This window comes from Streptomyces iranensis (genome assembly GCF_017874715.1).
GTDB lineage: Bacteria > Actinomycetota > Actinomycetes > Streptomycetales > Streptomycetaceae > Streptomyces > Streptomyces iranensis.
Map to the genome: position 1 here is coordinate 95327 of NZ_JAGGLR010000014.1, position 24659 is coordinate 119985.

The following is a 24659-nucleotide window of genomic DNA, read 5'->3' on the forward strand; positions in this document are numbered from 1 at the left end:
GGAATATGCCCCGGACTACGACCTGGCCCAGCCCAGCGACCTCTCGACCGCCCGCCGCCAGCTCTCGTACTCCGCCTCCCGCCGCGCGGGGTCCATCGTGGGCATCCACTGGGCCGCGCGGTGCCAGTTGCGGCGCAGCCCCTCCAGATCCGGCCAGTAGCCGGAGGCGAGCCCGGCGGCGTAGGCGGCGCCGAGGGAGACGGTCTCGGAGACCATGGGGCGCACCACGGGCATGTCCAGGACGTCGGCCAGGAACTGCATCAGCAGATTGTTCGAGGTCATCCCGCCGTCCACCTTCAGCTGACGCAGCGGCCGGGGCGAGTCGGCGTTGACGGCGTCGACCACCTCCCGGGTCTGCCACCCGGTGGCCTCCAGGACGGCACGGGCCAGATGCCCCTTGGTGATGTACGAGGTGAGCCCGACGATCACCCCGCGCGCGTCGCTGCGCCAGTGCGGGGCGAACAGCCCGGAGAAGGCGGGGACGATGTAGCAGCCGCCGTTGTCCTCGACGCCGCGGGCGAGGGTCTCGATCTCGGGGGCGCTGTGGATCAGCCCCAGGCGGTCGCGGAACCACTGCACCAGTGAGCCGGTGACGGCGATCGGGCCCTCCAGGGCGTAGACCGGCGGCTCGTCGCCGACCTTGTAGCCCACCGTGGTCAGCAGCCCGTGCCGGGACCGTACGAGCTCGGTGCCGGTGTTGACCAGGAGGAAGCTGCCGGTGCCATAGGTGCACTTCGCCTCGCCGGGGGCGAAGCACGTCTGCCCGAACAGCGCCGCCTGCTGATCGCCGAGCGCCGCGCAGATCGGGACGTCCGGCAGCAGGGCGCGGGCCATGCCGTAGCACTCGGCGGAGGAGCGGATCTCCGGCAGCATCGCCCGGGGCACATCGAAATAGGCCAGCAGTTCATCGTCCCAGGCCAGGCTGCGGATGTTCATCAGCATGGTGCGGCTGGCGTTGGTGGCGTCGGTCAGGTGCAGCCCGCCGTCGGGCCCTCCGGTGAGGTTCCAGATCAGCCAGCTCTCCATGGTGCCGAACAGCACCTCGCCGCGCTCCGCGCGCTCGCGCAAGCCGTCGACATGGTCGAACAGCCAGCGCAGCCGTGGCGCGGAGAAGTAGGTCGTGGGCGAAAGACCGCAGCGTTCCAGGAAGAAGTCGTCACCGGTGGTCCGCCGCAGCTCCTCGACATAGCCGCTGGTACGGGTGTCCTGCCAGGTGATGGCGTGGCCCACCGGAACGCCGGTGCGGCGGTCCCAGACCACCGTGGTCTCGCGCTGATTGGCGATGCCGATCGCCGCGATCTGCTCGGGCCGGATCCCCGCGCCCTCCAGGGCCCGGGGGACGACGACACGGCGCAGATGGGACCAGATCTCGGTGGGGTCGTGCTCGGCCCAGCCGGGCCTGGCGAAGTACTGCTCATGTTCTCGCTGGCCGACCGAGACCAGCCGTCCCTGGTGGTCGAAGAGGATGCACCGGGTGGACATGGTGCCCTGGTCGATGGACATCACATAGCGTTCAACCATGGCCTGGCCTGCCTTCGGGCGGGTTGGAGCAGGGCATGGGGCATCACCAGCGGGCCGCGCCGAGATCGCGGGAGATCGCCCGAGCGGCGTCGCGCGTCAGCCCGACGAGCGAGCCATGCGGCCGTCCCTTGCTGTCGCAGAGGCGGTCCATGGCGCCGGAGATGCCGACGGCGCCCACCACCAGGCCGCCCTGTCCGCGGATCGGGGCGCCGATGTCCGCCTCGCCCATCATCATTTCCTGTCCCGCGAACGCCCATCCGGTGTCGCGGACCTCGGCCAGCGCCCGGCTCAGCTGCTGGGGGGAGTCGAGCGTATGCCGGGTGTAGCTCTCCAGTTCGGTTTCCATGAGCGGCTCCAGGGGAGTCGCCCCGTACGCCAGCAAGATCTTGCCCAGCGCGCTGGCGTGCAGGGGCAGCAGCGAGCCCACGTCCAGGGTCTGGAAGGTGTCATCGGGCCGGAAGACGTGGTGGACGATGAGGACCTTGCCCTCCAGGGGCACTCCGAGGCGGACCGCCTCACCGCTGCGCGCGGCCAGGGCGTCGGTCCAGTTGATGGAGCGGGACCGCAGCTCGTTGATGTCGAGATAGCTGGTCCCCAGGTGCAGCAGCGCCGCGCCGAGCTGGTACTTCCCCGTCGCCTTGTCCTGTTCGACGAAGTCGACGCTCTGCAGGGTGCGCAGAATCCCGTGCGCGGTGCCTTTCGCGAGGCCGAGCGAGGCCGCCACCTCGCCCAGACTGAGCCGACCGGACCCCTGGGCGAGCAGCCGCAGGATCGCCGCCGCCCGCTCGATGGACTGCACCGGGCCGGCCATGTCGCGATCGTAGCTCTTCGGCCTGGGGCACAGCCTGTCGGCGAGAACGCCAAACGTTCGGCAATGCCGACCCGGATTCGTTGACCCCGGCGGTTGGTGCCCATAGCGTCCGTATCGGGACAAGAAGAGCAGTATGCCGAAAGGTGACCCGAAGGGTGCCCGGCAGAGAGACAGAACCCGGCTTGGAGAGGAGGAGACGTGGCGGAACAACTCAGCCTGCCGACACCTGGCGTCACCGGGCACGGCGTCACCGCGCCCGGTATCACCAGGCACGGCGTGACCGGGCAGGCCGCGGGGACCGTCGATCTCACCGACGTCCGTCTCATCGGCTCCCAGGCGCCGGACCCGGACTCCCTGATGGCGTCGGGGGCCGCCCGTGCCGAAATCCCGGACCGGCCGCCGGCGGCGATGCGCGACGAGGCCCCGGTCCGGCCCTCGGCGGACGAGGCCGGCGACCATGTCCTGCCCGTCCCGCACATCTGCGAGGCCGTCGCCACCGTACGGCGGCGGGCGCACGCGCTGCTGTCCGAATGGGAGCTGCCGGCCGACCGGGTCGACGAGGCGCTCATGGTGATCTCGGAGCTGGTCACCAACGCGATCCTGCACGCCCTGCCCCCGGCCGTGCTGCGGCTGAGCTGGACCGAGTGCGAGGGCGGCGCCGGTCTGCGCATCGAGGTCACCGACGGCGGCCCGATCCCCGCCGATCAGCGGGCGGACGAGGACATCGAGCCCGATGAGCACGGCCGCGGGCTCGGCATCGTCACCGCGCTGTCCTCGCGCCACGGCAGCCACACCTGCCATGAGGGCATCACCTGGTGGGCGGACCTGCCGGCCGCCTAACCGACGGCCCGGTCCCAGGTGACCGGAAGCCGGTGGACTCCGTAGACCAGCATGTCGTGGCGCAGCGGCACCTCGTCGGGCGGCACCGCCAGGCGGAGCGTGGGGAAGCGCCGCAGCAGGGCGGGGTAGCCCGTCCGCATCTCCATCCGCGCCAGATGCTGGCCCAGGCACTGGTGAACGCCGTAGCCGAAGGCGATCTGATCGCCTGGGGCGCGGGTGACGTCCAGGGTGTCCGGGGCGGCGAACCGCGCGGCGTCCCGGTTGGCCGAGGCCAGCGCCCCGACCACCGTCTCCCCGGCCCGCACCCGCGCCCCGGCGATCTCGAGGTCCTCCCGAGCGACCCGTACGATCCCGAACTGGACGATGGTCAGATACCGCAGCAGCTCCTCGACCGCGTCGTCGATCACCTCGGGCCGCTCGCGCACCCCGCGCGACTGCTCGGGGTGGCGCAGCAGCGCGTAGGTGCCAAGGGCCAGCATGTTCGCCGTCGTCTCATGGCCCGCGACGAGCAGCAGCAGCCCCACACCGGTCAGCTCCTCGTCGGTCAGCCCGGCCGCCGTGGCGCTGCCGGGGCCGCCGGCCGCGTCGTGATCGCCGTTGACGAGACGAGAGAGCAGCGCCTCGTCCGGCCGCCGCCGCTTGGCGTCGATCAGCCCCCGCATGTACTCCCACAGCGCGTCCCGGGCCGCGTAGACCTCCTCCTCGCGCTGGCCGAGCCGGAGCAGAACGGTGGCCCACCGCTGGAAGTCGGCCCGGTCCTCGTACTCCACCCCCAGCAGCTCACAGATCACCAGCGACGGGATCGGCTGGGCGAACGACGTCACCAGGTCGACCGGGGGACCGGCGCGCTCCATCGCGGCCAGATGGTCCTCGACGATCTCCTCGATCCGCGGTTGCAGTCCCCGCAGCCCCCGGGCGGTGAACCACTTGCTCAGCAGCCGCCGGTAGCGGGTGTGCTCGGGCGGGTCCATGCCGATGAACGAGCCCAGCATGCGGCGGTCGTCGGGGCGGACCGGAAACGCGTGCACCGGCGAGGAGGTGCGGCGGCGGTCCGAGCTGAAGCGGTCGTCCGCCAGCAGCCGCGTCACGTCCTCGTGCCGGGTGAGCAGCCAGCCCACCTTGCCGTCCGGAAAGGCCAGCCGACTGGCACCGCCGTCCTCCCGCAGCGCCGCGTAGGCACCGGGCGGATCGAAGGGGCAGTCGCGATGTCTGGGCAGCGGCGCGGGAGCCGCCGCGCGTGATGTGACGGACACGGAAACGCTCCCTTCGAAGACGAACCGGGTCCCTCCCTTTCGAGCGTAGCGACGGCCACGGCGTTGCGCATCCGCCGCAGGGGAGCCGGAGAGCGCCCTCGAAGGCGGCCCGCGCCCGCTGCTCGGCCGTCAGCGGTCAGGCCGGTCGGGCTCCTCGGTCGGGGAGAAGGGCGGCCGCGTGGCGGAGCAGTGCGTGCAGGGCCGGGTTGTCGTTGTTCTTGCGCCACACGAGGTTGAGTTCCACCGGCTCCGGAGTGGTCAGCTCCACCGATTTGAAGACGGTGTTCGGGTAGCGCGGCCGGGCGGCGGTCTCCGGGACCAGGGCCACTCCCCAGCCGCCGTTCACCAGCGCCAGGATGGTGTGGACCTGGCTCAGGTACTGGGAGAAGACCGGGGTGGCGTGTGCGGCGCGGAAGATGCTGATGAGCAGCTCGTTGAAGTAGCGCGCCTCGATGGGCGAGTACATCAGCAGTTCCTGCCCGTCGAAGTCGGCCACCTTCAGCGGTCCTTCGCCCGCCGCAAGTGGATGTCCGGTCGGCAGGGCGGCCAGCAGCCGCTCCCGGGCAGCGGGCCGCGAGCGCAGATCCGGTCCGGTGACCGAGGGCCGCACCAGACCCAGGTCCAGGCTCTGTTCGGTGACGGCCTCCAGCTGGTCACGGGTGACCATCTCGCGCAGGGTGATCTCCGCGCCCGGCATGGCCGCACGGGCGATCTCCAGCAGTGTGCCCAGCAGGGAGTGGGCGCTGGCCGCCGTGAAGCCGATGGCGATGCTCCCCGCCTCGCCCGTGGCCACCTGCTGGGCGGCGAGCACGGCGTGCTCGGACTGGCGCAGGATGCGGCGGGCCTCGGTGAGGAAGGCGCGTCCCGCGGGGGTGAGCCGCACCGAGCGGTTGGTGCGCTCCAGCAACTGGACCCGCAACTCGGTCTCCAGCAGCTGGATCTGGCGGCTCAGCGGCGGCTGGGTCATCTTCAGCCGCTCCGCGGCCCGGGTGAAATGCAGCTCCTCGGCGACCGTCACAAAGCTGGTGAGTTGCATGAGCGTGAACAACGATGCTCTCCCGGTATCAACGCATGCCAATTTTAAGTTAGACGTAGATCGTCTGGCGACCTTAGCTTGCAAAGGAGCTCGTCGGCCGCCCGGGGGCGGTTCCGGCGACATCCACTCGCCCCGCATACGGGCCCCACACACAGGGACAACACGTGGTGACCACATCGCATACGGCAACGCACGCCGCGCAGCAGGCAGGAGAGGCGACCCTCGACCGGGTCTCCTGGATCCGAGTGTCCTCGGTCGTCCTTCCCCTGACCACTCCCATCAGCGACGCCAAGGTGCTCACCGGGCGCCAGAAGCCGATGACGGAAGTGGCCTTCCTCTTCGTCGAACTCGCCACCGAGGAGGGACACGAGGGCATCGGCTTCAGCTACTCCAAGCGCGCCGGGGGGCCCGGCCAGTTCGCCCACGCCCAGGAGATCGCTCCCACCCTCCTCGGCGAGGACCCCAGCGATATCGCCAAGATCTGGACGAAACTGGTGTGGGCCGGTGCCTCCGTGGGCCGCAGCGGGCTGTCCACCCAGGCGATCGCGGCCTTCGACATCGCCCTGTGGGACCTCAAGGCCAAGCGGGCCGGGCTGCCGCTGGCCAAGCTGCTGGGCGCACACCGCGACACCGTCCGCTGCTACAACACCTCCGGTGGCTTTCTGCACACCCCGACCGAGCAGCTGCTGGAGAACGCGTCGGTCTCCCTGGCCGGCGGAATCGGCGGCATCAAGATCAAGGTGGGTCAGCCGGACGGCAAGGAGGACCTGCGCCGGCTGACCGCCGTACGGGAGCACCTGGGCGATGACGTACCGCTCATGGTGGACGCCAATCAGCAGTGGGACCGGCCCACCGCACAGCGCATGGGGCGCGCCTTCGAGGAGTTCGGCCTGGTCTGGATCGAGGAGCCGCTGGACGCCTATGACGCGGCCGGTCACGCGGCCCTCGCCGCCTCGCTGGACACCTCCGTGGCCACCGGGGAGATGCTGGCCAGCGTGGCCGAACACTGGGAGCTGATACGTCACAACGCGGCGGACGTCATTCAGCCCGACGCACCGCGCATCGGTGGCATCACCCAGTTCCTCAAGCTGGCCACCCTTGCCGAGCAGCACCATCTGCAGCTCGCCCCGCACTTCGCGATGGAGATACACCTCCACCTCGCGGCCGCCTATCCGCAGGAGCCGTGGGTGGAGCACTTCGACTGGCTGGAGCCGCTGTTCAACGAGCGGCTGGAGATCCGCGACGGCCGGATGCGGGTGTCCGCGCGGCCCGGCCTCGGCATCACCCTCAGCGAGCAGGCCCGCGCCTGGACGGGCGCCAAGGCGGAGTTCGGCGCCCGATAAGCCCGTTTCACACCACGCCGGTCACGGATCCATGGCCATACCCATTGACCGGTGGTGTTCACCCCTCTAACCTCCATCTGCATATATAGACGGAGTGCATGTACGTGGACTCCTTGGCCCGTCTGGCAGCCGTTCGAGTCTCCGGCTCAACCGCCCGCAGTTCAAAGGGGAACTGAAGACATGCCTCTAGTCGTCGTCGGAATCAGCGTGGCGATCCTGCTGTTCCTCATGACCAAGCTGAAGCTCAACGGCTTCATCGCACTGCTCCTCGTGGCCGTCGGCGTCGCGCTGGTGCAGGGGGTCGAGATGGAGAAGATCCCCGATGTCCTCGGAGAGGGCGTCGGGGGCCAGATCGGCGACACCATGCTCGTCGTCGGTCTGGGCGCCATGGTCGGCCGGGTCATGGGCGACTGCGGCGCGGCCCAGCGCATAGCCAACACCCTCATCGACACCTTCGGACTGCGCTGGGTCCAGGTGGCGATGGTGGTCACCGCCATGCTCATCGGCGTGACCATGTTCTACGAGGTGGCCTTCGTCATCATCGTGCCGGTGGCGTTCACCATCGTCCGGGTCACCCGCAAGAACCTGCTGTGGGTCGGCCTTCCGATGTCCATCGCCCTGTCCACCATGCACAGCTTCCTGCCGCCCCACCCCGGGCCCACCGCGGTGGCCTCGACCTTCCACGCCTCCGTCGGCCTGACCCTGTTCTACGGGCTGTTCATCGCCATTCCGGCCGGTGCGCTGATCGCCCTGGTGTGGCCGCGCCTTCCGTTCGTCCGCCGGATGGACCCCGAGATCCCCAAGGGCCTGGTCAGCGAGCGCACCTTCACCGAGGAGGAGATGCCGGGCCTCGGCTGGTCGCTGTCGGTGGCCCTGGTCCCGGTGGTGCTGATCGCGGGCGCCGCGGTGACCGACATGGCCGTGTCCGGCTCCAGCCCGGTCCTGCACTTCATCACCTTCATCGGATCCGCGCCGATCGCCCTGCTGCTGACCCTGCTGCTGGCGGTGTGGGCGTTCGGCCCGCGGATCGGCCGGAGCCTGTCCGAGGTCAGCGCCTCCTGCAACTCCGCCGCCCAGGCGATGGCGATGATCCTGCTGGTCATCGGGGCCGGTGGCGCGTTCAAGCAGGTCCTGGTCGAGGGCGGGATATCCGATTACATCAAGGACCTCACCGACGGCTGGTCCATCTCGCCGATCATCCTCGCCTGGCTCATCGCCGTCGTCCTGCGGGTGGCGCTCGGCTCCGCCACGGTCGCCGTGGTCACCGCCGCCGGTGTGGTGCAGCCGCTCCTGGAGAACAGCGGAGTCCACCCCGAGCTGATGGTCCTCGCCGTCTCCTGCGGATCGATCGCCTTCAGCCATGTGAACGACCCCGGCTTCTGGATGTTCAAGGAGTACTTCAACCTCTCCGTCATCGACGCCATCAAGGCGCGCACCACCTACACCACCGTGCTCGCGGTCCTCGGCCTCGGCGGCGTGCTGGCCGTCGAGGCCGCCCTCGAAGCACTCAATGTCTGACACTCGAGGTCCGACACGTCACGTCCGACCGCCCCCGACCCAAGGACGCCACGATGAGCCAGCCGACCGTCACCTCGTTCTCCGTCTACCCGGTCGCCGGCCGGGACAGCATGGAGCTGAACCTCTCCGGCGCCCACGGCCCCTACTTCACCCGCAACGTGGTGGTCCTCGAGGACTCCGAGGGCCGTACCGGACTGGGCGAGGTGCCCGGCGGCGAGAAGATCACCCAGACGCTGCGGGACGCCGAATCCCTCGTCGTCGGGGCGCGGGTGGGCGACTACAAGCGGGTGCTGCGCGAGATCGGGCAGCGGTTCGGCGACCGCGACGCCGGGGGCCGGGGCACCCAGACCTTCGATCTGCGCACCACCGTGCACGCCGTCACCGCCGTCGAGTCGGCCATGCTGGACCTGCTGGGGCAGCATCTGGAGGTGCCCGTCGCGGCGCTCCTGGGCGACGGGCAGCAGCGCGACTCGGTACGGGTCCTGGGCTATCTGTTCTACGTCGGCGACCCCGACCGGACCGAGCTGGAATACGTCCGGGAACCCGGCGCCGACGCCGAGTGGTACCGCATCCGCCACGAGGAGGCGCTGACCCCCGAGGCGATCGTCCGTCAGGCCGAGGCCACCTACGACCTCTACGGCTTCGCGGACTTCAAGCTCAAGGGCGGGGTGCTGGAGGGAAACGAGGAGGTCAAGGCGGTACGGGCGCTCAAGGAGCGGTTCCCCGAGGCCCGTATCACCCTCGACCCCAACGGCGCCTGGTCGCTGCGTGAGGCGATCGAACTGTGCCGGCCGCTGCTCGGCACGCTCGCCTACGCCGAGGACCCGTGCGGCGCCGAGGACGGCTACTCCGGCCGGGAGATCCTGGCCGAGTTCCGGCGCGCCACCGGACTGCCCACGGCCACCAACATGATCGCCACGGACTGGCGGCAGATGACCCACGCGCTGGCGCTGCAGTCCGTCTCCATCCCGCTGGCCGACCCCCACTTCTGGACCATGCAGGGGTCGGTACGGGTGGCCCAGCTCTGCCATGAGATGGGTCTGACCTGGGGCTGCCACTCCAACAACCACTTCGACATCTCCCTGGCGATGGTGGCCCACTGCGGAGCCGCCGCCCCGGGTGCGTACAACGCCCTGGACACCCACTGGATCTGGCAGGAGGGGCTGGAGCGGCTGACCGTCGAGCCGCCGCGGATCGCCGGTGGTGAGATCGCCATCCCGGACACCCCCGGGCTGGGGGTCCGGCTCGACCGCGACCGTCTCCTCGCCGCCCACGCCCTCTACCAGGAGAAGGCGCTGGGGGCGCGGGACGACGCGGTCGGCATGCGCTATCTCATTCCGGGCTGGACCTTCGACAACAAGCGCCCCTGCCTGGTGCGTTAGCGTGCCGCCGTCCGGTGGGTCGGACCGACCCACCGGATTCGCGGCACCCGGATCGGGGCCGTACGGCTCAGACCTCCAGCTCGGCCTCGATCCTGCGCAGCTGGTGGCGTGCCATCGCCAGATTGGCCCGGTTCTTGTCCAGCGCCAGATAGAGGAAGAGGCCCTGGCTGTCCCGGCCCTTCAGCAGCCGGATCAGGTGGTACTGGTTGCCGAGGGTGATGAGGATGTCCTCGATGGTGTCCTGCAGACCGAGCTGCTCCATGGTCCGCACCTTGGCGCGCACCACATCGGTGTTGCCCGCCGCGGCCACCGTCAGGTCGAGCTCCTTTCCTCCGCCCACGGTGCCGAGGGCCATCCCGCTGGAGTAGTCGACCAGCGCGGCGCCGAGGGAGCCCTCGATGGACGTCATCGCCTCTTTGAGCGCGGTCTGGGTGTTCGCCATGATCGTGGCTGTTCCTTTCGATGTCAGTGATGTGCGGTGGGATCTCGGCGCGCGGGGTGCGCGCCGGGCGGGGGAGGTCGTGGGGTCAGGGCTGCTCGGCCCTGCTGAGGGCGACGCCCATCAGATCGGCGAGACGGGCGCCCGAGCGCCGGGCCTCCATATGGAGGCGGCCGACGTTGGTGCGGTCACCGGCCAGTACGGTCAGCACGGCCGTGGACCCCGCGGCGTAGGTGGCCACATAGCCGTTCGCACCGCGGACCAGCAGCTCACGGAAGGCGCCCCGCCCGGTGGCACCCGCCAGCGACTGCGCCACCCCGAGGGCCGCGGCGGTCAGCGCCGCCACGCCCTCCGGCTCGACGGTGGCCGTGTCATGTGCCAGCACCACGCCATCGCTGGTGGCGGCGAGGGCGCCGGTCACATGGGTCACCCGGGCCCGCAGCCGGCGCAGCTCCTCCAGCACTTCGGGCTCGGCGGCCAGTAGCCACTTCCGCTCCGTGCGCTGCCGCAGGGTGAGCCTCATGACGCCGCGCACGGGGCGGGCGGGTCGGTCGGGGGAATCACAGGGCTGCCTCCAAGGCATCGCGGAGCCGACGCAGCAGGTCGATATCGGGATCGGTGAAGACGACCGCGCCGGGACCGCGGTCCGGGGCGGGCGGCGCGGAAGCGGCGGAACCGGCGGGCGGGCCGGGGCGGTCCGGGTGTTCCGGACGCGCGGAGCGTGGGGTGGCGACATGGCCCGCCGCCGCCAGCCGCCGTATGTCGATCAGCGTGTGGAAGGCGGGACGGCCCAGCTCGCGGGCGATACGGGTGGGGGTGCGGACCCCGTCGGCCAGCGCCAGCACCGCGCGCTGACGGGGGGTGACGGCCGGGGCGCGGCCATCCGGCCGGCGCAGCACCACCGGCTCCGTGTCCACCTGCGGATACGGCCACAGGGCGGCCAGCAGTTCGCCGCGGCGCCGGGTCTCGCGCTCGACGGCCACCGCGCCCACCGGGCGTACCGGCCCGAGCCAGTGGGCCGCGCCCCGCTGGAAGCCGCGAGGGCCGCTGCCGTGCCCCAGCGCGAAGTACGCCGCGTCGAACAGCGCGCCCAGATGGCAGATCTCCAGCTCCGCGCCCGACAGTCGGCCGCTGTCGACGAGGAACCGCCCGACCCCACCGGTCCGGCCGGTCCGGCCCACCGCCTCCCGCCAGCTGTCGGCGGTCAGCCGCCCACCGGTGGTTAGCAGCACCTCGATCCCGGGGGCCACGGGGCTTTCGGCGTGCACCACCTGGCCGTCCCGGAGATAGACGGTGCCCGCGTCGCACAGCAGGGCGCCGCTGGCCCGCTCGTCGGCGAGCCCGGTGAGGCTGGGGGCGCGCCCGGTCCGTACCCCGGTCCGGTGAGGCAGGCTCATATCAGCGCCAGCCGCCCGCACAGGTCGCGCAGCCGGATCCGGGCGAGCGCCAGATTGCCCTCCCGGCGGTCGAGCCACAGATAGAAGAAGACGCCGCTGTCGAAGGCCGTGTCGACGAAGCGCAGCAGGTGGTAGCAGGTGCGGGTGGTGACGATGACGTCCTCGACGGCGGGCTCCCCGTCCGCCTCGTCCGGGTCGGCGCCGCTCTTGTCGCTCCCGGGGCCCAGCGCGGCGAACGCCCGCTGCTCGGCGGCCATCCGGGCCAGCTCCGCCGTCTCCGCCGCGGTGGCCTCGGGGTCCTCGTCGCGCACCTCGCCGACCATGCCGAGCGCGAGTCCGCTGGTCCACTCGATCAGGGCGGCTCCGCGCGCGCCGTTCACGGTCATTGCTTCCAGTAGGCACTCGTCGATTCCGGGCATGCGGCCTCCCCTCCCTGCGCCACCCATGGCGGGCGCCCACCGGTGGCGCTTCGCCAGTGACGGTGAGGTTACGCAGGGTTCAGCCCTTGGGGGTCAAATCCAGTAATGCTCGGAAATAGCGGGCGGGCGCGTAGTAGAGTCCGCCGCCTCATGGGCCCCGTAGGTCCCGGCCCCCTGGCCGAGGCCGCGCCGGGCCCGGTCATCGGCCCTCTGAACGATTCCTAGCGGGTGCGGAGCCCATCGGGCCACAAGTGGGCGGGCGCATATTCCACCGTCCTATTGCAGGCGTGGTGGATGGGTCAGTAGACGGTCGTGCGATGGTCGAGTACGCATACGCATGGAGCCGGGGCGCGGCGCGGTGCCCGCCAGGGGGGGGCATGAGGCTCTCCCGGAGCCGTTTCGCACCCCCGCGGCGCACAGAGTGGCGTGATTTGACGGTACCGATGTGGCGGAAACCGCCCGCGTTTCGCCCGGCTTGTCTGCGCTCTCCTGACGGTGTGTTACGGAACGGCGGGCGCGGAGGGGGAGGAGGTGGCGCCCGGAGTGGTCGGGGAGGCCGAGGAGCCCGGCGCGTCGTCGACCGGGGCGGGCGGGGACGCCGTGGGCGGTTCACCCTTGCCCTCGAGCGAGGCCGGCTTCTTCAGGACGACCATGGGCTCACCGGGCTTGGGCAGCACCGGCTTGGTGAAGTTCGGACCCTGGGTGGGGGTCGCGGTGATCTGGGCGGGAAGCCGCTCGTAGTCGACCATCCCGGTGTTCTCCATCTGCGTGATGTGGTCCAGCACCGTGTTGTTGGCCTGGGTGGCGAGCTGACGCACCAGGGTGTTCTTGCTGGTCGCCCGGATCTTGGCGATGGAGCTGAAGATCTGGCCGTGGGTGATGCGCAGGATCTGGGCCATCTGGCCGTCGAAGTTCTTGCCCGTGGCGGCCGTCAGGGTGTCCAGGAACCCCTGCTGCTGTGGCGTGGGCTTGTTGGGCAGGGTGATGCCGAGTTTGGGTGCGATGTCCCGTGAGGCGTCGTCCAGTTGCGCATGCCCCACGACCAGGTGTTCACCGGCCGTCTTCACCGCCGCCGTGGTGCCCTTCTTGATGGCCAGCTCACCGACGGGGTACTCCCACAGTCCGGCGAGCCGGACCTTGACCACGAAGTCCCGGTCGGCCCCGGTGAGCGGTCCGTACTGCGTCGCGCTCGTCTTCGCCAGGTTCGTCTGGTTCGTCTGCTGCACACCCGTCAGCATGGGCGACATGATCACACCGAGGGTGACCACCACGGAACCTATGAGGAGGGAGGTACCTGTCACGAAGTACCGGGATCGCATAGAGCCTCCTGGCGGGGACGCCGGTCGTTGTGCGGAGCAGTGTCCGCCCGTGCTTGCACCGGCGAATACGGATCACGAAGGCCCTCCGCTCAATGGCCTGGCGGCTGTTTATATATCTTTGGACCGTTACTCACCGCCGCATATGGCCTATCTCACAGCCGCCTCCCGAGCGCTCCTGGCCGAGGACGTCCACCAGCCGCTGGAGGGCCGGGTTGGGGCTGTCCGGGCTCCAGCAGGCGTGGAGGGTGACGGAGTGGGCGTCGGCCGGGGCCAGTTCGCGGTAGCGCACGCCGTGGACGCCCATGGTCATGATCGAGCGGGGGATCAGGGCGCAGCCCAGGCCCGCGCGGACCAGGGCGAGCATGGTGGGGACCTGGGAGGTCAACTGGCTGACGGCATAGCGGTCCACGCCGATCATCGCGGCGCAGATGTCGTGCAGATAGCGGGAGCCCTCGGGGCTGTACCCGATGTAGTCGTCGGCCACGTCGGTCAGGGCGACGGGAGTGTCACCGTCGGCATGGGCCAGTGGATGGCCGGAGGGGACCGCGAGCACGAGATCCTCGGAGTGGACCAGGAGCGAGGCGTACCCCTCGGGGATGGGCGGCCGCACCAGACCCAGGTCGATGCGCAGCTCCGAGAGTGCGGCGAACTGATCGGGGCTGACCAGCTCGGTCAACTCGACTGTGACATCGGGGAGATGCCGCTTCACCAGGTCCAGCACGTCGGCCAGGATGGCGTACGCGCCGATCGCGGTGAAGGCCAGCCGCAGGGTGCCGGTGCGGCCCTCGGCGGCGCGGCGGGTGGCGGTCGGCGCGGCGTCCAGCAGGGCCAGCACCCGGTGGCAGTGGTCGAGGAAGACCCGGCCCGCCGCGGTGATCCGGGCGCCTCGTCCGGTGCGCTCGAACAGGACGACGTCCAGGGCGCGTTCCAGCGCCTGGATCTGACGGGTCAGCGGGGGCTGGGTCATATTGAGGCGGGCGGCGGCACGGCCGAAGTGCTGCTCCTCCGCCACCGCCACGAAGCCGCGGAGCTGCTGCAGGGAGAGGTTCATGCCCTCACGGTATGGGGCGATGCGAAAGTGGGCTTGGACGGGCATGGCGGCGCGCCCCTACGGTCATGACGACCGCCGCAGGGCAGATCCGCGCCGATCCCGTCCGAGGAGCCAGGTTGTCCAGACTCGCCGTCGCCATGACCCCCCAGCGTGCCGCCGATGTGATCAGCGCCGAGGCCCGGCGGCTGATGGCGAGACGCTACGAGGTGAGCTGGGCCGATGAGCCGCTGACCGCGGAGGTGGTGGCCCGGCTCGCCGCCGGCAGCGATGTGCTGCTGACCAGCTGGGGCACACCCCGTCTGGACCGGGCGATCTGGGCCGGTGGCGATGGCCCCCGGGTGGTGGCCCACGCCGCCGGGACGGTGAAGAAGCTCATCGACCGCGAGGTGCTCGACCAGGGCGTCGCGGTCTTCTCGGCCGCCGGGCGGATCGCCTGGTCAGTGGGGGAGTACTGCCTGGCGGCGATGCTCACCCTGGCCCGCCGGCTGCCGCTGTTCGACACCGCGATACGCGCCGGTGGCTGGAAGCAGAGCGGCTTCCGGGGCGGTGAACTCACCGGTCGGCGGGTGGGCGTCCTCGGCGCGAGCTCCACGGCCCGCGCCCTGATCACCCTGCTCAGGCCGTTCCGCTGCGATGTGGTGGTCTACGACCCGTATCTGGACCAGGAGGCGGCCGCCGCGCTCGGGGTGCGGACCGGCACGCTGGAGGAGGCCCTCGGCTGCCCGTTCGTCTCCGTCCATGTGCCCGATCTCCCCGGCACCCGGGGCCTGGTGAGCGCCCGCCTCATCGAGCGGATCCCCGACCACGCCGTGGTCGTCAACTCCGCCCGGGGACCGGCCGTCGACCAGGGGGCGCTGCTCGAACAGGTGCTGGCGGGGCGGCTGTTCGCCGCACTGGACGTCTTCGACCCCGAGCCGCCGCAGCTCGGCGAGTCCGTGCTGAGCTGCCCGAATCTGCTGCTCACCCCGCATATCGCCGGGGACACCGTGGACGGGCACCTGGCGCTGGCCGGATATGTGATGGCGGATGTGGCCGACTGGCTGGACAAGGGTGTCCGCGGTCCGAGCTTCGTGGACCCCGCCTCCTGGCCCATCGCCGCCTGACCGGGCCCCGCGCTCCGTATCCGGCCGTCTCCGTCATCGACCTCATGTCAGGAGTCACTTCACCATGTCGCGTATCACGGCGGTCGAGGTCTTCCCCGTGGCCGTGCCGTTCGCCCGGCGGTTCGTGCTGGGCAGCGGCGCAGTCGGCACCCCCGACCAGGCGGGGGCGGTCATCTTCGTCAAGCTGACCACCGAGGACGGGGTGGTCGGCTGGGGCGAACAGCGCGCCCTGCCCAGCTGGAGCTATGAGACCGCCGAGACGATCGCCGTCGTCATCAAGCGCCATCTGGCCCCCATCCTCCTCGAACTCACCCCGTTCGACGTGGAGTTGTTCCACACCCGGGCGAGCCGCCTGCTGAGCCCCGCGGTGTCCAACGGCTTTCCGTTCGCCCGCGCGGCGGTGGACATCGCGCTGCACGACGCGGCCGGCAAACTGGCCGGGCTGCCGGTCCACGCCCTGCTGGGCGGCAAGCTCCGGGACACGGTGCCGCTGTGCTCGGCCATCGGGGTGGGCGAGCCCGCCGCCGTCCGCGAGCACGCCCACCAGTCCTCGGACTACACCGCCTACAAGGTGAAGATCGGCGGCGATCCCGCGGCGGACACCGCGGCCATCACCGCGGTCGCGGAGGTCGCCGCGGGCAAACCCCTCTGGCTGGACGCCAATCAGTCCTACCGGCCGACCGCCCTCACCCGCCTGATGGACGCGGTGCGCGAGGTGCCGCACCTGCACTGTGTGGAGCAGCCCGTGCCGGGCACCGACACCCTCGCCCTGCGCCGGGTCCGGGACCTGATCGGACTGCCGGTGGCCATCGACGAGGGCAGCTTCACCGCCCAGGACCTGGCCCGCACACTCCGTCTGGACGCCGCCGATCTGGTGGTCGTCAAGATCTGCAAATCCGGCGGGCTGCGCAACGCCCTGAAGACCGCCCAGGTCGCACTGGCGGGCGGCCTGGAGGTGCTGGCCAGCGGGCTGACCGACTGCGGCATCGGCTTCGCGGCCGCGCTGCACCTCTTCAGCCAGCTGGAACTGGCCCTGCCCGCCGAACTGAACGGACCGGAGCTGCTGGCCGACCTCTACGTGGACAACCTCGACATCGTCGCGGCCACCGCCACCGTCCCCTCCGGCCCCGGGCTCGGCGTCGAGGTCGACGAGGAACGCATCCGCGCCGAATCCCTGGACCTGGCCTGGTCCTGAACATCTGCGCACCCAGACCCAGCAGCGAGGAGACGACGATGTCTTCCAGCTTTTCCCGGCGTGCTCTGCTCAAGGGGGCGGCCCTCGGCGGGCTCGCCACCACGGGAGCCCTCAGCGGCTGCTCCTCCGGTCCGCCGCCGGGCACGGCCACCTGGTCCATGTGGTCCAGCAGCCCGGAGGAGAACCGGGTCTGGGCAGACTTCGGACGCTATGTCGAGCGGCGCATGCACATCAGATCGGCCTCGACCCTCACCCCCTCCGACGGCTACCCCACCAAACTCGATCTGCAGCTCGTCAGCGGAACGGCGGGTATGGTCACCGCCCTGAACGGCTGGCTGATCCCCACCTACGCATCCCGCGGCGCACACCGGCCGCTGGACGATCTCATCGCCGCGGACCCCGACTTCGACCTCGACGACTTCTACCCCGCCATCCGGTCCATCTCCTCGTTCGCCGGCCACACCTACGCCATCGGCTTCGATGTGGCACCGACCGTGCTCTACTACAACAGGACGCTGCTGGAGCGGAACGGTGTCGATCCGCCGTCCCCGACCGAGCCCATGAGCTGGGACACCTTCCGGGAGCTGGCCATCGAGCTGAGCAAGCCGGAGGACCAGTACGGGTTCACCTGCGCCCCGACCATCGACGACCTGGTGTCCTGGATCTACTGCGCCGGTGGCGATGTCCTCGACGGGGACCGTGACACCAGCCCCCTGGACGCCCCCGAGGCCCTGCAGGCGATCCACTATGTGGTCGATCTGTACGTCAAGGACCGGGTCACCCCGCCGATCGACAACCTGGTCGCCCAGAACGCCTCCGGCGCCTCCCTGGCCAACTTCCTCCAGGGCAACGTGGCATTCATGCAGAACGGCCCGTGGCAGGTGCTCAATGTCCGCAAGGCCCCCTTCACATGGGACATCGTGCCCTTCCCCGCGGGACCGGCCGGATCCACACCGCGGGTGTCGGGCTCCAGCTTCGCCATCCCCTCGGGCGTCAAGGACGACGACCTCGACCTGGCGTGGCGGCTGCTGAAGACCCTCACCAGCACGGGCGCGCTGAACATCTACGCACGGGCCGGGCGCAACAACCCCGCGCGGCTCTCCGCCGCGAGCGCCTTCGAACCGCCGCCCGCCAACCTCGGCATCGTCCAGCGGATCCTGAAGGGTGACGTCGCCGGCGGCCATCCCTTCAACGTCACCACCAACTGGAACCGCGTCCGGCTGCTGCTGGGCCAGGATCTGCCCCGGGCCTTCCTCGGCCAGGTGAGCGTCCGCGACGCGATCGACGGTGTGATGCCACGGCTGAACGCCCTGATGCGCCAGCACCGGGACGCCGTCCGCCAGGCCACCTGAGGAGGACCACGATGGCTGTCGAAACCCCCGCCGCGGCGACCGCGGCCCCACGGCGTACCCCGCGCGGCCCGCTGCGCGGCCCCCGGTTCTGGCGGCGCGGCTCGGAGACGCTCGCTGCCTGGCTGTTCCTCCTGCCGAGCCTGGCCGGATTCCTGGTCTTCACCGCCGGTCCCGTGGTCGCGGCCGGAGTGATCTCGCTGCTGGACTGGAACCTGTTCAGCCCGCCCCACTTCATCGGGCTGGACAACTTCGCCCGGCTCGGCCCGGACCCCACCTTCTGGTCGGCGCTCGGCAACACCGCGTACTTCACCTTCGTCAGTGTGCCGCTGACGCTGCTGGTCAGCCTGGGCCTGGCGGTGCTGCTCAACCAGGGGCTGCGGCGCATGGCGGTGTTCCGGTCGCTGCTCCTGCTGCCCTACGCGACGATCACCGTGGCGGTGGCCTTTGTCTGGGTCTGGCTCTACATCCCGCACGACGGGCTGATCAACGCGGTGCTCGGCGGCTTCGGAATCGACGGCCCGGCCTGGCTGATCTCGGACGACTGGGCCATGCCCGCCCTCATCCTGATGAGCGTCTGGAAGAGCTTCGGCTTCGGCATGGTGATCTTCCTCGCCGGGCTGCAGGCCATTCCACAGCAGCTCTACGAGGCGGCCAGGGTGGACGGTGCCTCGCCCTGGCGGACCTTCCGCGCGGTGACGCTCCCCCTGCTGTCGCCCTCGGTGTTCTTCACCGTGGTCACCTCGATCATCGGCTCCTTCCAGGTCTTCGACCAGGCGCTGGTGATGACGGACGGCGGGCCGGGATCCAGCACCACCACGCTCGTGATGTACATCTACCGGACCGGATTCCAGAACTACGAGCAGGGCTACGCGGCCGCCCAATCGATGGTGCTGTTCGCCTTCATCGTCGTCATCACCGCGGCGCAGTTCCTGCTCCAGCGGAGGCTGGTGCACTATGACATCTGACGTGCCCGCGCTCGCGGCCCTCCGCCGCTCGCCCGTGGCGGCCCGGCGGCTGCTGGTGTTCACCTGTTTCCTGGTCACCGCGGTCACCCTCACCCCCATCGTGATGATGGTGCTGGTGGCCTTCCAGTCCGACGCCGAGTCGATGGCGGCACGGCCGTCGTTCTGGCCCGGCAGCTGGCATCCGGAGAACATCGGCCGCGCCTTCGACCTCGTCCCACTGGGCCGCTATCTGCTGAACACCGTCTTCTTCGCCGGAGGCACGGCGCTCCTGGAGACGGTCACCGCGGCGCTGGCCGCGTACGCCTTCGCCCGGCTGCGCTTCCGGGGCCGGAGCGTGCTGTTCGGCGTCTATCTGACCACCTTGATGATCCCCTCGCAGGTCACCCTGATCCCGCAGTTCATCCTGGTGGCGAAGTTGCACGGGGTGGACACCTGGCCCGGGATGATCCTGCCGCACGCCTTCACCGCGCTCGGGGTGTTCCTGCTCCGCCAGTTCTTCCTGGGCGTGCCCCGTGACTACGAGGAGGCCGCCCGGCTCGACGGCGCGAACCGCTGGCAGACGTTCATCCGGGTGATCGTCCCGCTCGCCGTCCCGGCCATCGCCACCCTGGCGGTGTTCAAGTTCATCAGCCAGTGGAACAACCTGCTCTGGCCGCTGGTGATCTCCAACAGCGACTCCACCAGGACCGCGGCGGTCGGTCTCCAGGTGTTCCAGTCCACCAACGGCACCCAGTGGAATCTGCTGCTGATGGCCGCCGCCATCACCACCGTGCCGCTCATCGTGCTCTTCTTCCTCACCCAGCGCTGGTTCGTCAAAGGCATCACCATGAGCGGGCTCGGAGGCCGCTGACACCATGACATTTCTCTGGTCCGTGTTCACCAAACCGTGGTCCACGCTGCCCGGCGACACCCTGGGCGGGCTGGTGTCCGGCCTCGGCTTCACCGGCGCCGAGATCCCGGTCCGGGACACCGCGTACGTCACCCCGGCCGAAGCCGTACGGCTGCTGCCGGAGTTCACCGCGCGGCTGCGGGCCGAGGGCGTCGAGGTGATCAGCGTCGCGAGCGATCTCCGCGAACCCGTCTTCGCGGCCTGCCGGGAGGCGGGCGTGCCGATGATCCGGGTCATGGCCGAGCTGGGACCCGACGGCTATGCCGCCTCGGTCCGGCGGGCCCGGCGACGGCTGGAGGACGCGGCGCCGCTCGCCGAGGGATATGGCGTCCAGGTCGGGGTGCAGCCGCACCACGGGCGCTATGTGTCCTCCGCGCTGGGGGTGATGGACCTCCTCGACGGCCTGCCGGTCCAGCACTTCCGGGTGATCTGGGACGCCGCCCATGACGCGCTGGCGGGCGACGATCCGCGGATCACCCTGCCGCTGGTCGCCGAGCGGCTCGGCATCGTCAACCTCAAGAACGCCATCCACAAGCGCACCGAACCGGCCGGTGAGGCCGTCGGCGGGCACTGGAAACCCTGGTTCGTGCCAGGGTCCGAAGGGCTGGCCGACTGGTCGGCGGCGCTCGGGCAACTGGCGGAGCTCGGCTTCACGGGCCCGGTGTGTCTGTCCGGGCAGTACTCCGACCCCGGTGTCCCGGTCGAGAAGCGCCTGGTGGCGGATCTGGCGGCGGCACGCGGTGCGGCGGGCGCCGTATGACGGCGCGTGGCGCGGCGGGCGCCGTACGTCCTGGGAAGAGCGGGAGAACGTATCCCGGGGGGAGCGGGAGAACCCCGCGCCCCCACTCCCCCCGGCTCCTCCTCCCAGAGGCTCCTACGGCAGGCCGCCCGGCTCCGGGCCCCGGTAACCAGGACGGGACGAGGCGTCGATGCCCACCTCGTAGCGGATACCGGGGTGGAGGGTGTTGCCCCCGACCCGGGCGCCGGTCGAGTGCTGGGCGAGGCCGATGGCGTGGTGGGTGGGCGCGGCGAACTCATTGCCGGTGATGGTGGCGTTCCGCACGTCCTCGAACATCAGGGCCTGGGAGGCGCGCAGTGTCTCGCAGTGGTTGCCCCTGATGGTGAAGTCGCCGGTGGTGCCGTGGCCGTCGCCCTCGCCGTCGTTGGGGCCCTCGGCCATCAGGCACATGTTGTCGATGTCCTCGCAGCGGTTGTTCTCGATGCGGACACGATGGCTGGGCGGGGTGTCGCTGGCGAAGGTCTGCATGCAGTCCGCGTGCCGGCCATGGCTGTTGTCGGTGTCGCGGACGGTGTTGTGCGCGATGGTCAGATCGTCGCCGAAGAACCGGATGCCATCGCCGTCCCCGCCCCTCGGGCCGATCACGGTGTTGTTCCGCACGGTGACACGATGGCCGGTCAGCTCGATCCCGGGTGCCTCCGGCCGTACGGACCGGAACCTGTCCACGATCACATCGTCGGCCTCGACGGTGATGCCGTCCACCGCGTCCCCGCCCCCGGCGTAGGTGATCGGGTGCGCCCGGCTCCCGCCCTTGGTGATGACCAGTCGCCGCCGCGACAGATCGCCGTCGAAGCAGACGGTGTCCCCCGGCTTCGCCCGGCGTGCCGCCTCCCGCGGGGTGGCGGCGTGCAGAGTGCAGTGCTCGGTCCGCTTCCCGGCGGTGAGCGACGCCGTCGGCCCGGCGGCGCCCCGGTCCTGGGGCCATGACGGACGCGCCAGGGCGGCCAGGAGGGCGAGGACCGAGACGGCGAGGAAGCCGAGGACGAGTCTCCAAGTGATCCGCATGGCGGGAACCGTAGAGCGGGACCCCGGGGACCGGTCCCGCCGTCAGCCGTGCGGCGCTGGCGTCCGGTTCACTCCAGCGTCACCATACGCCCCTAGGTTCACTCCGACACATGGAAGGGCGTGATCCCCGATGGAGACGCACAGAACGCAGCGAAAGAGACTCAGGAGCCGATCGGCGCTGGTCGGCGGGGGAGTGGCGGTGGCGGTCGGCGCGTTGCTCGCCCCGCTCGTCGAGGCCCCCGCGGCGAGCGCGGCGCCACGGGCCGACGAGGTACGCCACCCCGTCGACCACGTGGACCCGCTGATCGGCTCCGCGGGCGGTGGCAACACCTACCCGGGCGCCACCCTGCCGTTCGGCATGATCGCCTGGTCCCCGACCAGCACCACCGGCGACCAGACCAACACCGCGGCGGCCAACGGCTATTCGTACGACACCACCCGGGTCCGGGGCTTCAGCCTCACCCATGTCAACGGCGCGGGCTGCCACCCCGGAGCCGCGGGCGATGTGCCGATCATGCCGTTCGTGGGCGAGGTCGACAGCTCTCCCACCGCCGACACCAAGGACCAGAAGTACGCCGCCACCTTCTCGCACGAGAAGGAGAAGGCCGAGCCCGGCCACTACCGGGTGGGGCTCGACTCGGGCGCGGCCGCCGATCTCGCGGTGAGCGAGCGGGCCGGTGTCGCCGACTTCTCCTTCCCCCAGGACGCCCCGGCCCGTCTGCTGTTCCGCACCTCCAACTCGCTCAACGGCAGCGAGAACGCGCACATCGAGATCGACCGCGAGCGGCACAAGGTCACCGGCTGGGTGCTCACCGGCGCGTTCTGCGGACGGCGCGCCAACGGCGGGGAGAACAACCGCAAGACCTACTACCGCCTCTATTTCAGCGCCTCGTTCGACCGCGCCTTCTCCACCGTGGGCACCTGGGAGAACGACCGTCTCTCACCCGGCGCCACCACCGCCGACGGCGGCGAGGGCTATCTCACCGGCGCCGACCGGGCCGGGCGCGGCTCCGGCGGATACGTCGGCTTCGACACCGCGCGGGACAACGATGTCCGCATGCGGCTCGGCATCTCGTACGTCTCCCTCGCGGGCGCCGAGGCCAACCTGCGCGCCGAGATAGCGCCCCGGGCGAGCGTCGCCGACGTGGCCGCCGCAGGACGGGCCGCCTGGGACCGCCGGCTGCGCGCCATCCGCATCAGCGGCGGCAGTGAGCCGCGCCGCACCGCGTTCTACACCGCCCTCTACCACACGCTCCAGCAGCCCAACCTGATCAGCGACACCGACGGCCGCTACCCGGGCATGGACGGCGCACCGCACCGGATCGAGCGCGGGCAGACGGCGCAGTACAGCAACTTCTCCGGCTGGGACCAGTACCGCGCCCAGGTGCAGCTGCTCGCCCTGCTCCAGCCCGAGGTCGCCGGGGACTTCGCCCAGTCGCTGCTCAACTTCGCCCGGCAGAACGGCGGGGTGTGGGACCGCTGGGTGCACATCAGCGGCGCCACCCATGTGATGACCGGCGACCCCTCCGCCGCCACGCTCGCCACCTTCTACGCCATGGGGGTGCGGAACTTCGACGCCAAGGGCGCCTTCGACTCCCTCTACCGCCAGGCCACCGTCCCCCACCCCGACGGGCTCTCCGACAAGGGCTGCCCGGGGCAGTGCGAGGGCCAGCGCCCCGGCCTCGCCCAGTACCTGGAATCCCGGTACGCCGCACAGGACGCCTGCCACTGCTGGGGCGGCGCCGCGGAGACCCTGGAGGACTCCGTCGCCGATGACGCGCTCGCCCGCTGGGCCCGGCTGCTCGGCCGCACCAAGGAGGCCGACGAGCTCGGCGCGCGCGGCGGCTACTGGCGCAATGTGTTCAACCCCCGGGCCACCGGCACGGCGGGCTACGTCCAGGCCAGGAACCGGGACGGTTCCTGGGTGACCCCCTTCGACCCCGCGTCCGACCGGGGCTTCGCCCAGGGCAGCGCGGCCACGTACACCTGGATGGTGCCGCAGGACGTCCAGGGGCTCGCCGAGGCCATGGGCGGCCGCGACAAGGCGGCGGCCCGGCTGGACGGCTTCTTCCACAAGCCCGACGGCTCCTGGTCGGTCCGCGGCGGCGACCCGCTCCGCTACGACCCCACCAACGAACCCGGCATCCACGCCCCGTGGCTCTACAACGCGCTCGGGCAGCCCTGGAAGACCCAGGAGACGGTGCGCCAGATCGTCACCACCGTGTACGGCACCGGGCCGAAGGGGCTGCCCGGCAATGACGACCTGGGCACCATGTCCGCGTGGTACGTGTTCGCGGCGCTCGGCCTCTATCCGCAGGCCCCCGGGCGTGCCGAGGCACTGCTCACCGGTCCGCTCTTCCCCCGAGCGGTGATCGCCCCGGCGGGGCAGCGGCACGCCCTGACCATCGACGCCCCGGACGCGTCCGACACCCACCCCTATGTGCACGCGGTGCGGGTGAACGGCAGGCCGCACGACACCTCATGGCTCGACGGCTCCGTCGTGCGCCAGGGCGGTTCGCTCTCCTTCGACCTGGCCGACCGGCCCGACACCGGCTGGGCCACCGACCCGGGCCGGCTGCCCCGCTGACGCGCTAGGCCGTCGCGTCGGCGAACGTGTCGGCGCGGATATGGGTCATGGGCCGGCCCACCACCCGGTACCTGCCGTTGGGCACCCGGTCGGACCGGGACACGTGCACGGTGAGCGGGCCGGCCCACTCATAGCCCTTGTCCTCCGCATGGCGCATCAGATGGTCCGTCAGCTCCTGCCCCACATGACAGCCACGCCGGGTGAGCTCCTCGTGCACCGGGTCGGCGAGCTCGACGTCATAGACATTGGGCACGACCACCCGGGTCGGTCCGCACACCACGGTGTGGCTGTCGCATTCACGTTTCAGCGCGCCGAGGAGTTCGACGGGCTCGCTGCGGACCACCTTGGCGAGCAGCGATGCCTCCCAGCGCTCTATCGCCCGTTCCCATCGGTTCAGCGTCTGCATGCCCTCCCGCGTTCCCGGAACGGATCACC

At 70.8% G+C, this 24659-nt stretch carries 23 protein-coding genes; 11 read left to right on the forward strand and 12 right to left on the reverse strand.

Going from position 1 to position 24659, the window contains the following annotated elements; translation table 11 throughout:
- Positions 1 to 15: 15 nt before the first annotated feature.
- Together glpK and J2Z30_RS25345 are read right to left on the reverse strand one after the other, a co-directional pair.
- On the reverse strand, positions 16 to 1521 hold the full coding sequence (gene glpK / locus J2Z30_RS25340; RefSeq protein ID WP_044580039.1) for a glycerol kinase GlpK: 1506 nt from the start codon (positions 1519 to 1521) through the stop codon (positions 16 to 18).
- 43 nt (positions 1522 to 1564) lie between these two features.
- The gene (locus J2Z30_RS25345; RefSeq protein ID WP_044580040.1) at positions 1565 to 2332 is read right to left on the reverse strand and encodes an IclR family transcriptional regulator; all 768 of its coding nucleotides are present in this window, start codon (positions 2330 to 2332) and stop codon (positions 1565 to 1567) included.
- A 198-nt stretch (positions 2333 to 2530) separates the two neighbouring features.
- On the opposite strand from J2Z30_RS25345, the gene J2Z30_RS25350 reads away from it, so the two are divergent.
- Positions 2531 to 3172: an ATP-binding protein gene (locus J2Z30_RS25350; protein WP_308280055.1), complete on the forward strand. Its 642-nt coding sequence runs from the start codon at positions 2531 to 2533 to the stop codon at positions 3170 to 3172.
- Here J2Z30_RS25350 and J2Z30_RS25355 read toward each other — a convergent pair.
- Both J2Z30_RS25355 and J2Z30_RS25360 read right to left on the reverse strand, forming a co-directional pair.
- Positions 3169 to 4425 (reverse strand): cytochrome P450, encoded by a 1257-nt coding sequence (locus tag J2Z30_RS25355; RefSeq protein ID WP_044580041.1) that lies wholly within the window; start codon positions 4423 to 4425, stop codon positions 3169 to 3171. The genes J2Z30_RS25350 and J2Z30_RS25355 overlap by 4 nt on opposite strands.
- A 136-nt stretch (positions 4426 to 4561) precedes the next feature.
- Entirely contained in the window at positions 4562 to 5473 is a 912-nt protein-coding gene (locus J2Z30_RS25360; protein WP_044580042.1) for a LysR substrate-binding domain-containing protein, read from the reverse strand.
- Positions 5474 to 5625: 152 nt separating this feature from the next.
- Between J2Z30_RS25360 and J2Z30_RS25365 the strand changes: the two genes are divergently transcribed.
- The 3 genes from J2Z30_RS25365 (at position 5626) to J2Z30_RS25375 (ending at position 9704) form a co-directional block, all read left to right on the forward strand.
- On the forward strand, positions 5626 to 6804 hold the full coding sequence (locus J2Z30_RS25365) for an L-talarate/galactarate dehydratase (RefSeq protein WP_044580043.1): 1179 nt from the start codon (positions 5626 to 5628) through the stop codon (positions 6802 to 6804).
- Positions 6805 to 6984: 180 nt separating this feature from the next.
- Positions 6985 to 8322, forward strand: coding sequence for a gluconate:H+ symporter (locus J2Z30_RS25370; RefSeq protein ID WP_044580044.1), 1338 nt, complete (start codon positions 6985 to 6987; stop codon positions 8320 to 8322).
- 53 nt (positions 8323 to 8375) lie between these two features.
- Positions 8376 to 9704, forward strand: coding sequence for an enolase C-terminal domain-like protein (locus tag J2Z30_RS25375; RefSeq protein ID WP_044580045.1), 1329 nt, complete (start codon positions 8376 to 8378; stop codon positions 9702 to 9704).
- A gap of 67 nt (positions 9705 to 9771) precedes the next feature.
- On the opposite strand, the gene J2Z30_RS25380 is transcribed toward J2Z30_RS25375, so the two are convergent.
- From J2Z30_RS25380 to J2Z30_RS25405, 6 genes are all read right to left on the reverse strand, one after another.
- Complete coding sequence (locus J2Z30_RS25380; protein WP_044580046.1) at positions 9772 to 10146, reverse strand: hypothetical protein; 375 nt, start codon at positions 10144 to 10146, stop codon at positions 9772 to 9774.
- Positions 10147 to 10231: 85 nt separating this feature from the next.
- Positions 10232 to 10666, reverse strand: coding sequence for a roadblock/LC7 domain-containing protein (locus J2Z30_RS25385; RefSeq protein WP_044582439.1), 435 nt, complete (start codon positions 10664 to 10666; stop codon positions 10232 to 10234).
- Between the two features lie 37 nt (positions 10667 to 10703).
- A complete protein-coding gene (locus J2Z30_RS25390; RefSeq protein WP_044580047.1) occupies positions 10704 to 11540 on the reverse strand; it encodes a hypothetical protein in 837 nt (278 codons plus the stop codon).
- Positions 11537 to 11959, reverse strand: coding sequence for a hypothetical protein (locus tag J2Z30_RS25395; RefSeq protein ID WP_044580048.1), 423 nt, complete (start codon positions 11957 to 11959; stop codon positions 11537 to 11539). The genes J2Z30_RS25390 and J2Z30_RS25395 overlap by 4 nt, the downstream gene beginning before the upstream one ends.
- Before the next feature lie 500 nt (positions 11960 to 12459).
- The gene (locus tag J2Z30_RS25400) at positions 12460 to 13278 is read right to left on the reverse strand and encodes a DUF4142 domain-containing protein (RefSeq protein ID WP_044580049.1); all 819 of its coding nucleotides are present in this window, start codon (positions 13276 to 13278) and stop codon (positions 12460 to 12462) included.
- Positions 13279 to 13408: 130 nt separating this feature from the next.
- Positions 13409 to 14329: a LysR substrate-binding domain-containing protein gene (locus tag J2Z30_RS25405; protein ID WP_044580050.1), complete on the reverse strand. Its 921-nt coding sequence runs from the start codon at positions 14327 to 14329 to the stop codon at positions 13409 to 13411.
- A 116-nt stretch (positions 14330 to 14445) separates the two neighbouring features.
- Between J2Z30_RS25405 and J2Z30_RS25410 the strand changes: the two genes are divergently transcribed.
- From J2Z30_RS25410 to J2Z30_RS25435, 6 genes are all read left to right on the forward strand, one after another.
- Positions 14446 to 15432 (forward strand): hydroxyacid dehydrogenase, encoded by a 987-nt coding sequence (locus tag J2Z30_RS25410; RefSeq protein WP_044580051.1) that lies wholly within the window; start codon positions 14446 to 14448, stop codon positions 15430 to 15432.
- A 64-nt stretch (positions 15433 to 15496) separates the two neighbouring features.
- Positions 15497 to 16627, forward strand: a complete 1131-nt coding sequence (locus J2Z30_RS25415; RefSeq protein WP_044580052.1) for a mandelate racemase/muconate lactonizing enzyme family protein — start codon at positions 15497 to 15499, stop codon at positions 16625 to 16627.
- 38 nt (positions 16628 to 16665) lie between these two features.
- Complete coding sequence (locus J2Z30_RS25420; protein WP_044580053.1) at positions 16666 to 17979, forward strand: ABC transporter substrate-binding protein; 1314 nt, start codon at positions 16666 to 16668, stop codon at positions 17977 to 17979.
- Positions 17980 to 17990: 11 nt separating this feature from the next.
- A complete protein-coding gene (locus J2Z30_RS25425; RefSeq protein ID WP_052701827.1) occupies positions 17991 to 18944 on the forward strand; it encodes a carbohydrate ABC transporter permease in 954 nt (317 codons plus the stop codon).
- Positions 18934 to 19794 carry a carbohydrate ABC transporter permease gene (locus tag J2Z30_RS25430; RefSeq protein ID WP_044580054.1) on the forward strand — a complete coding sequence of 287 codons (861 nt, stop codon included), beginning with the start codon at positions 18934 to 18936 and terminating at the stop codon, positions 19792 to 19794. Before J2Z30_RS25425 ends, J2Z30_RS25430 begins: the two co-directional genes overlap by 11 nt.
- A 4-nt stretch (positions 19795 to 19798) precedes the next feature.
- Positions 19799 to 20593, forward strand: a complete 795-nt coding sequence (locus J2Z30_RS25435; RefSeq protein WP_044580055.1) for a sugar phosphate isomerase/epimerase family protein — start codon at positions 19799 to 19801, stop codon at positions 20591 to 20593.
- Between the two features lie 114 nt (positions 20594 to 20707).
- On the opposite strand, the gene J2Z30_RS25440 is transcribed toward J2Z30_RS25435, so the two are convergent.
- The gene (locus tag J2Z30_RS25440; RefSeq protein ID WP_044580056.1) at positions 20708 to 21637 is read right to left on the reverse strand and encodes a right-handed parallel beta-helix repeat-containing protein; all 930 of its coding nucleotides are present in this window, start codon (positions 21635 to 21637) and stop codon (positions 20708 to 20710) included.
- A 193-nt stretch (positions 21638 to 21830) separates the two neighbouring features.
- Between J2Z30_RS25440 and J2Z30_RS25445 the strand changes: the two genes are divergently transcribed.
- On the forward strand, positions 21831 to 24224 hold the full coding sequence (locus tag J2Z30_RS25445) for a GH92 family glycosyl hydrolase (protein WP_372453303.1): 2394 nt from the start codon (positions 21831 to 21833) through the stop codon (positions 24222 to 24224).
- 4 nt (positions 24225 to 24228) lie between these two features.
- Here the strand turns inward: J2Z30_RS25445 and J2Z30_RS25450 are convergent, their stop codons facing one another.
- Complete coding sequence (locus J2Z30_RS25450; RefSeq protein ID WP_044580058.1) at positions 24229 to 24630, reverse strand: DUF3662 domain-containing protein; 402 nt, start codon at positions 24628 to 24630, stop codon at positions 24229 to 24231.
- Positions 24631 to 24659 lie beyond the last annotated feature (29 nt).

Coding starts and splice junctions, on each gene's coding strand:
- glpK (WP_044580039.1), bottom strand. CDS start 1,521: ATGGTTGAACGCTATGTGATGTCCATCGACCAGGGCACCATGTCCACC.
- J2Z30_RS25345 (WP_044580040.1), bottom strand. CDS start 2,332: ATGGCCGGCCCGGTGCAGTCCATCGAGCGGGCGGCGGCGATCCTGCGG.
- J2Z30_RS25370 (WP_044580044.1), top strand. CDS start 6,985: ATGCCTCTAGTCGTCGTCGGAATCAGCGTGGCGATCCTGCTGTTCCTC.
- J2Z30_RS25375 (WP_044580045.1), top strand. CDS start 8,376: ATGAGCCAGCCGACCGTCACCTCGTTCTCCGTCTACCCGGTCGCCGGC.
- J2Z30_RS25380 (WP_044580046.1), bottom strand. CDS start 10,146: ATGGCGAACACCCAGACCGCGCTCAAAGAGGCGATGACGTCCATCGAG.
- J2Z30_RS25385 (WP_044582439.1), bottom strand. CDS start 10,666: ATGAGGCTCACCCTGCGGCAGCGCACGGAGCGGAAGTGGCTACTGGCC.
- J2Z30_RS25390 (WP_044580047.1), bottom strand. CDS start 11,540: ATGAGCCTGCCTCACCGGACCGGGGTACGGACCGGGCGCGCCCCCAGC.
- J2Z30_RS25395 (WP_044580048.1), bottom strand. CDS start 11,959: ATGCCCGGAATCGACGAGTGCCTACTGGAAGCAATGACCGTGAACGGC.
- J2Z30_RS25400 (WP_044580049.1), bottom strand. CDS start 13,278: ATGCGATCCCGGTACTTCGTGACAGGTACCTCCCTCCTCATAGGTTCC.
- J2Z30_RS25405 (WP_044580050.1), bottom strand. CDS start 14,329: ATGAACCTCTCCCTGCAGCAGCTCCGCGGCTTCGTGGCGGTGGCGGAG.
- J2Z30_RS25415 (WP_044580052.1), top strand. CDS start 15,497: ATGTCGCGTATCACGGCGGTCGAGGTCTTCCCCGTGGCCGTGCCGTTC.
- J2Z30_RS25420 (WP_044580053.1), top strand. CDS start 16,666: ATGTCTTCCAGCTTTTCCCGGCGTGCTCTGCTCAAGGGGGCGGCCCTC.
- J2Z30_RS25425 (WP_052701827.1), top strand. CDS start 17,991: ATGGCTGTCGAAACCCCCGCCGCGGCGACCGCGGCCCCACGGCGTACC.
- J2Z30_RS25430 (WP_044580054.1), top strand. CDS start 18,934: ATGACATCTGACGTGCCCGCGCTCGCGGCCCTCCGCCGCTCGCCCGTG.
- J2Z30_RS25435 (WP_044580055.1), top strand. CDS start 19,799: ATGACATTTCTCTGGTCCGTGTTCACCAAACCGTGGTCCACGCTGCCC.
- J2Z30_RS25440 (WP_044580056.1), bottom strand. CDS start 21,637: ATGCGGATCACTTGGAGACTCGTCCTCGGCTTCCTCGCCGTCTCGGTC.
- J2Z30_RS25450 (WP_044580058.1), bottom strand. CDS start 24,630: ATGCAGACGCTGAACCGATGGGAACGGGCGATAGAGCGCTGGGAGGCA.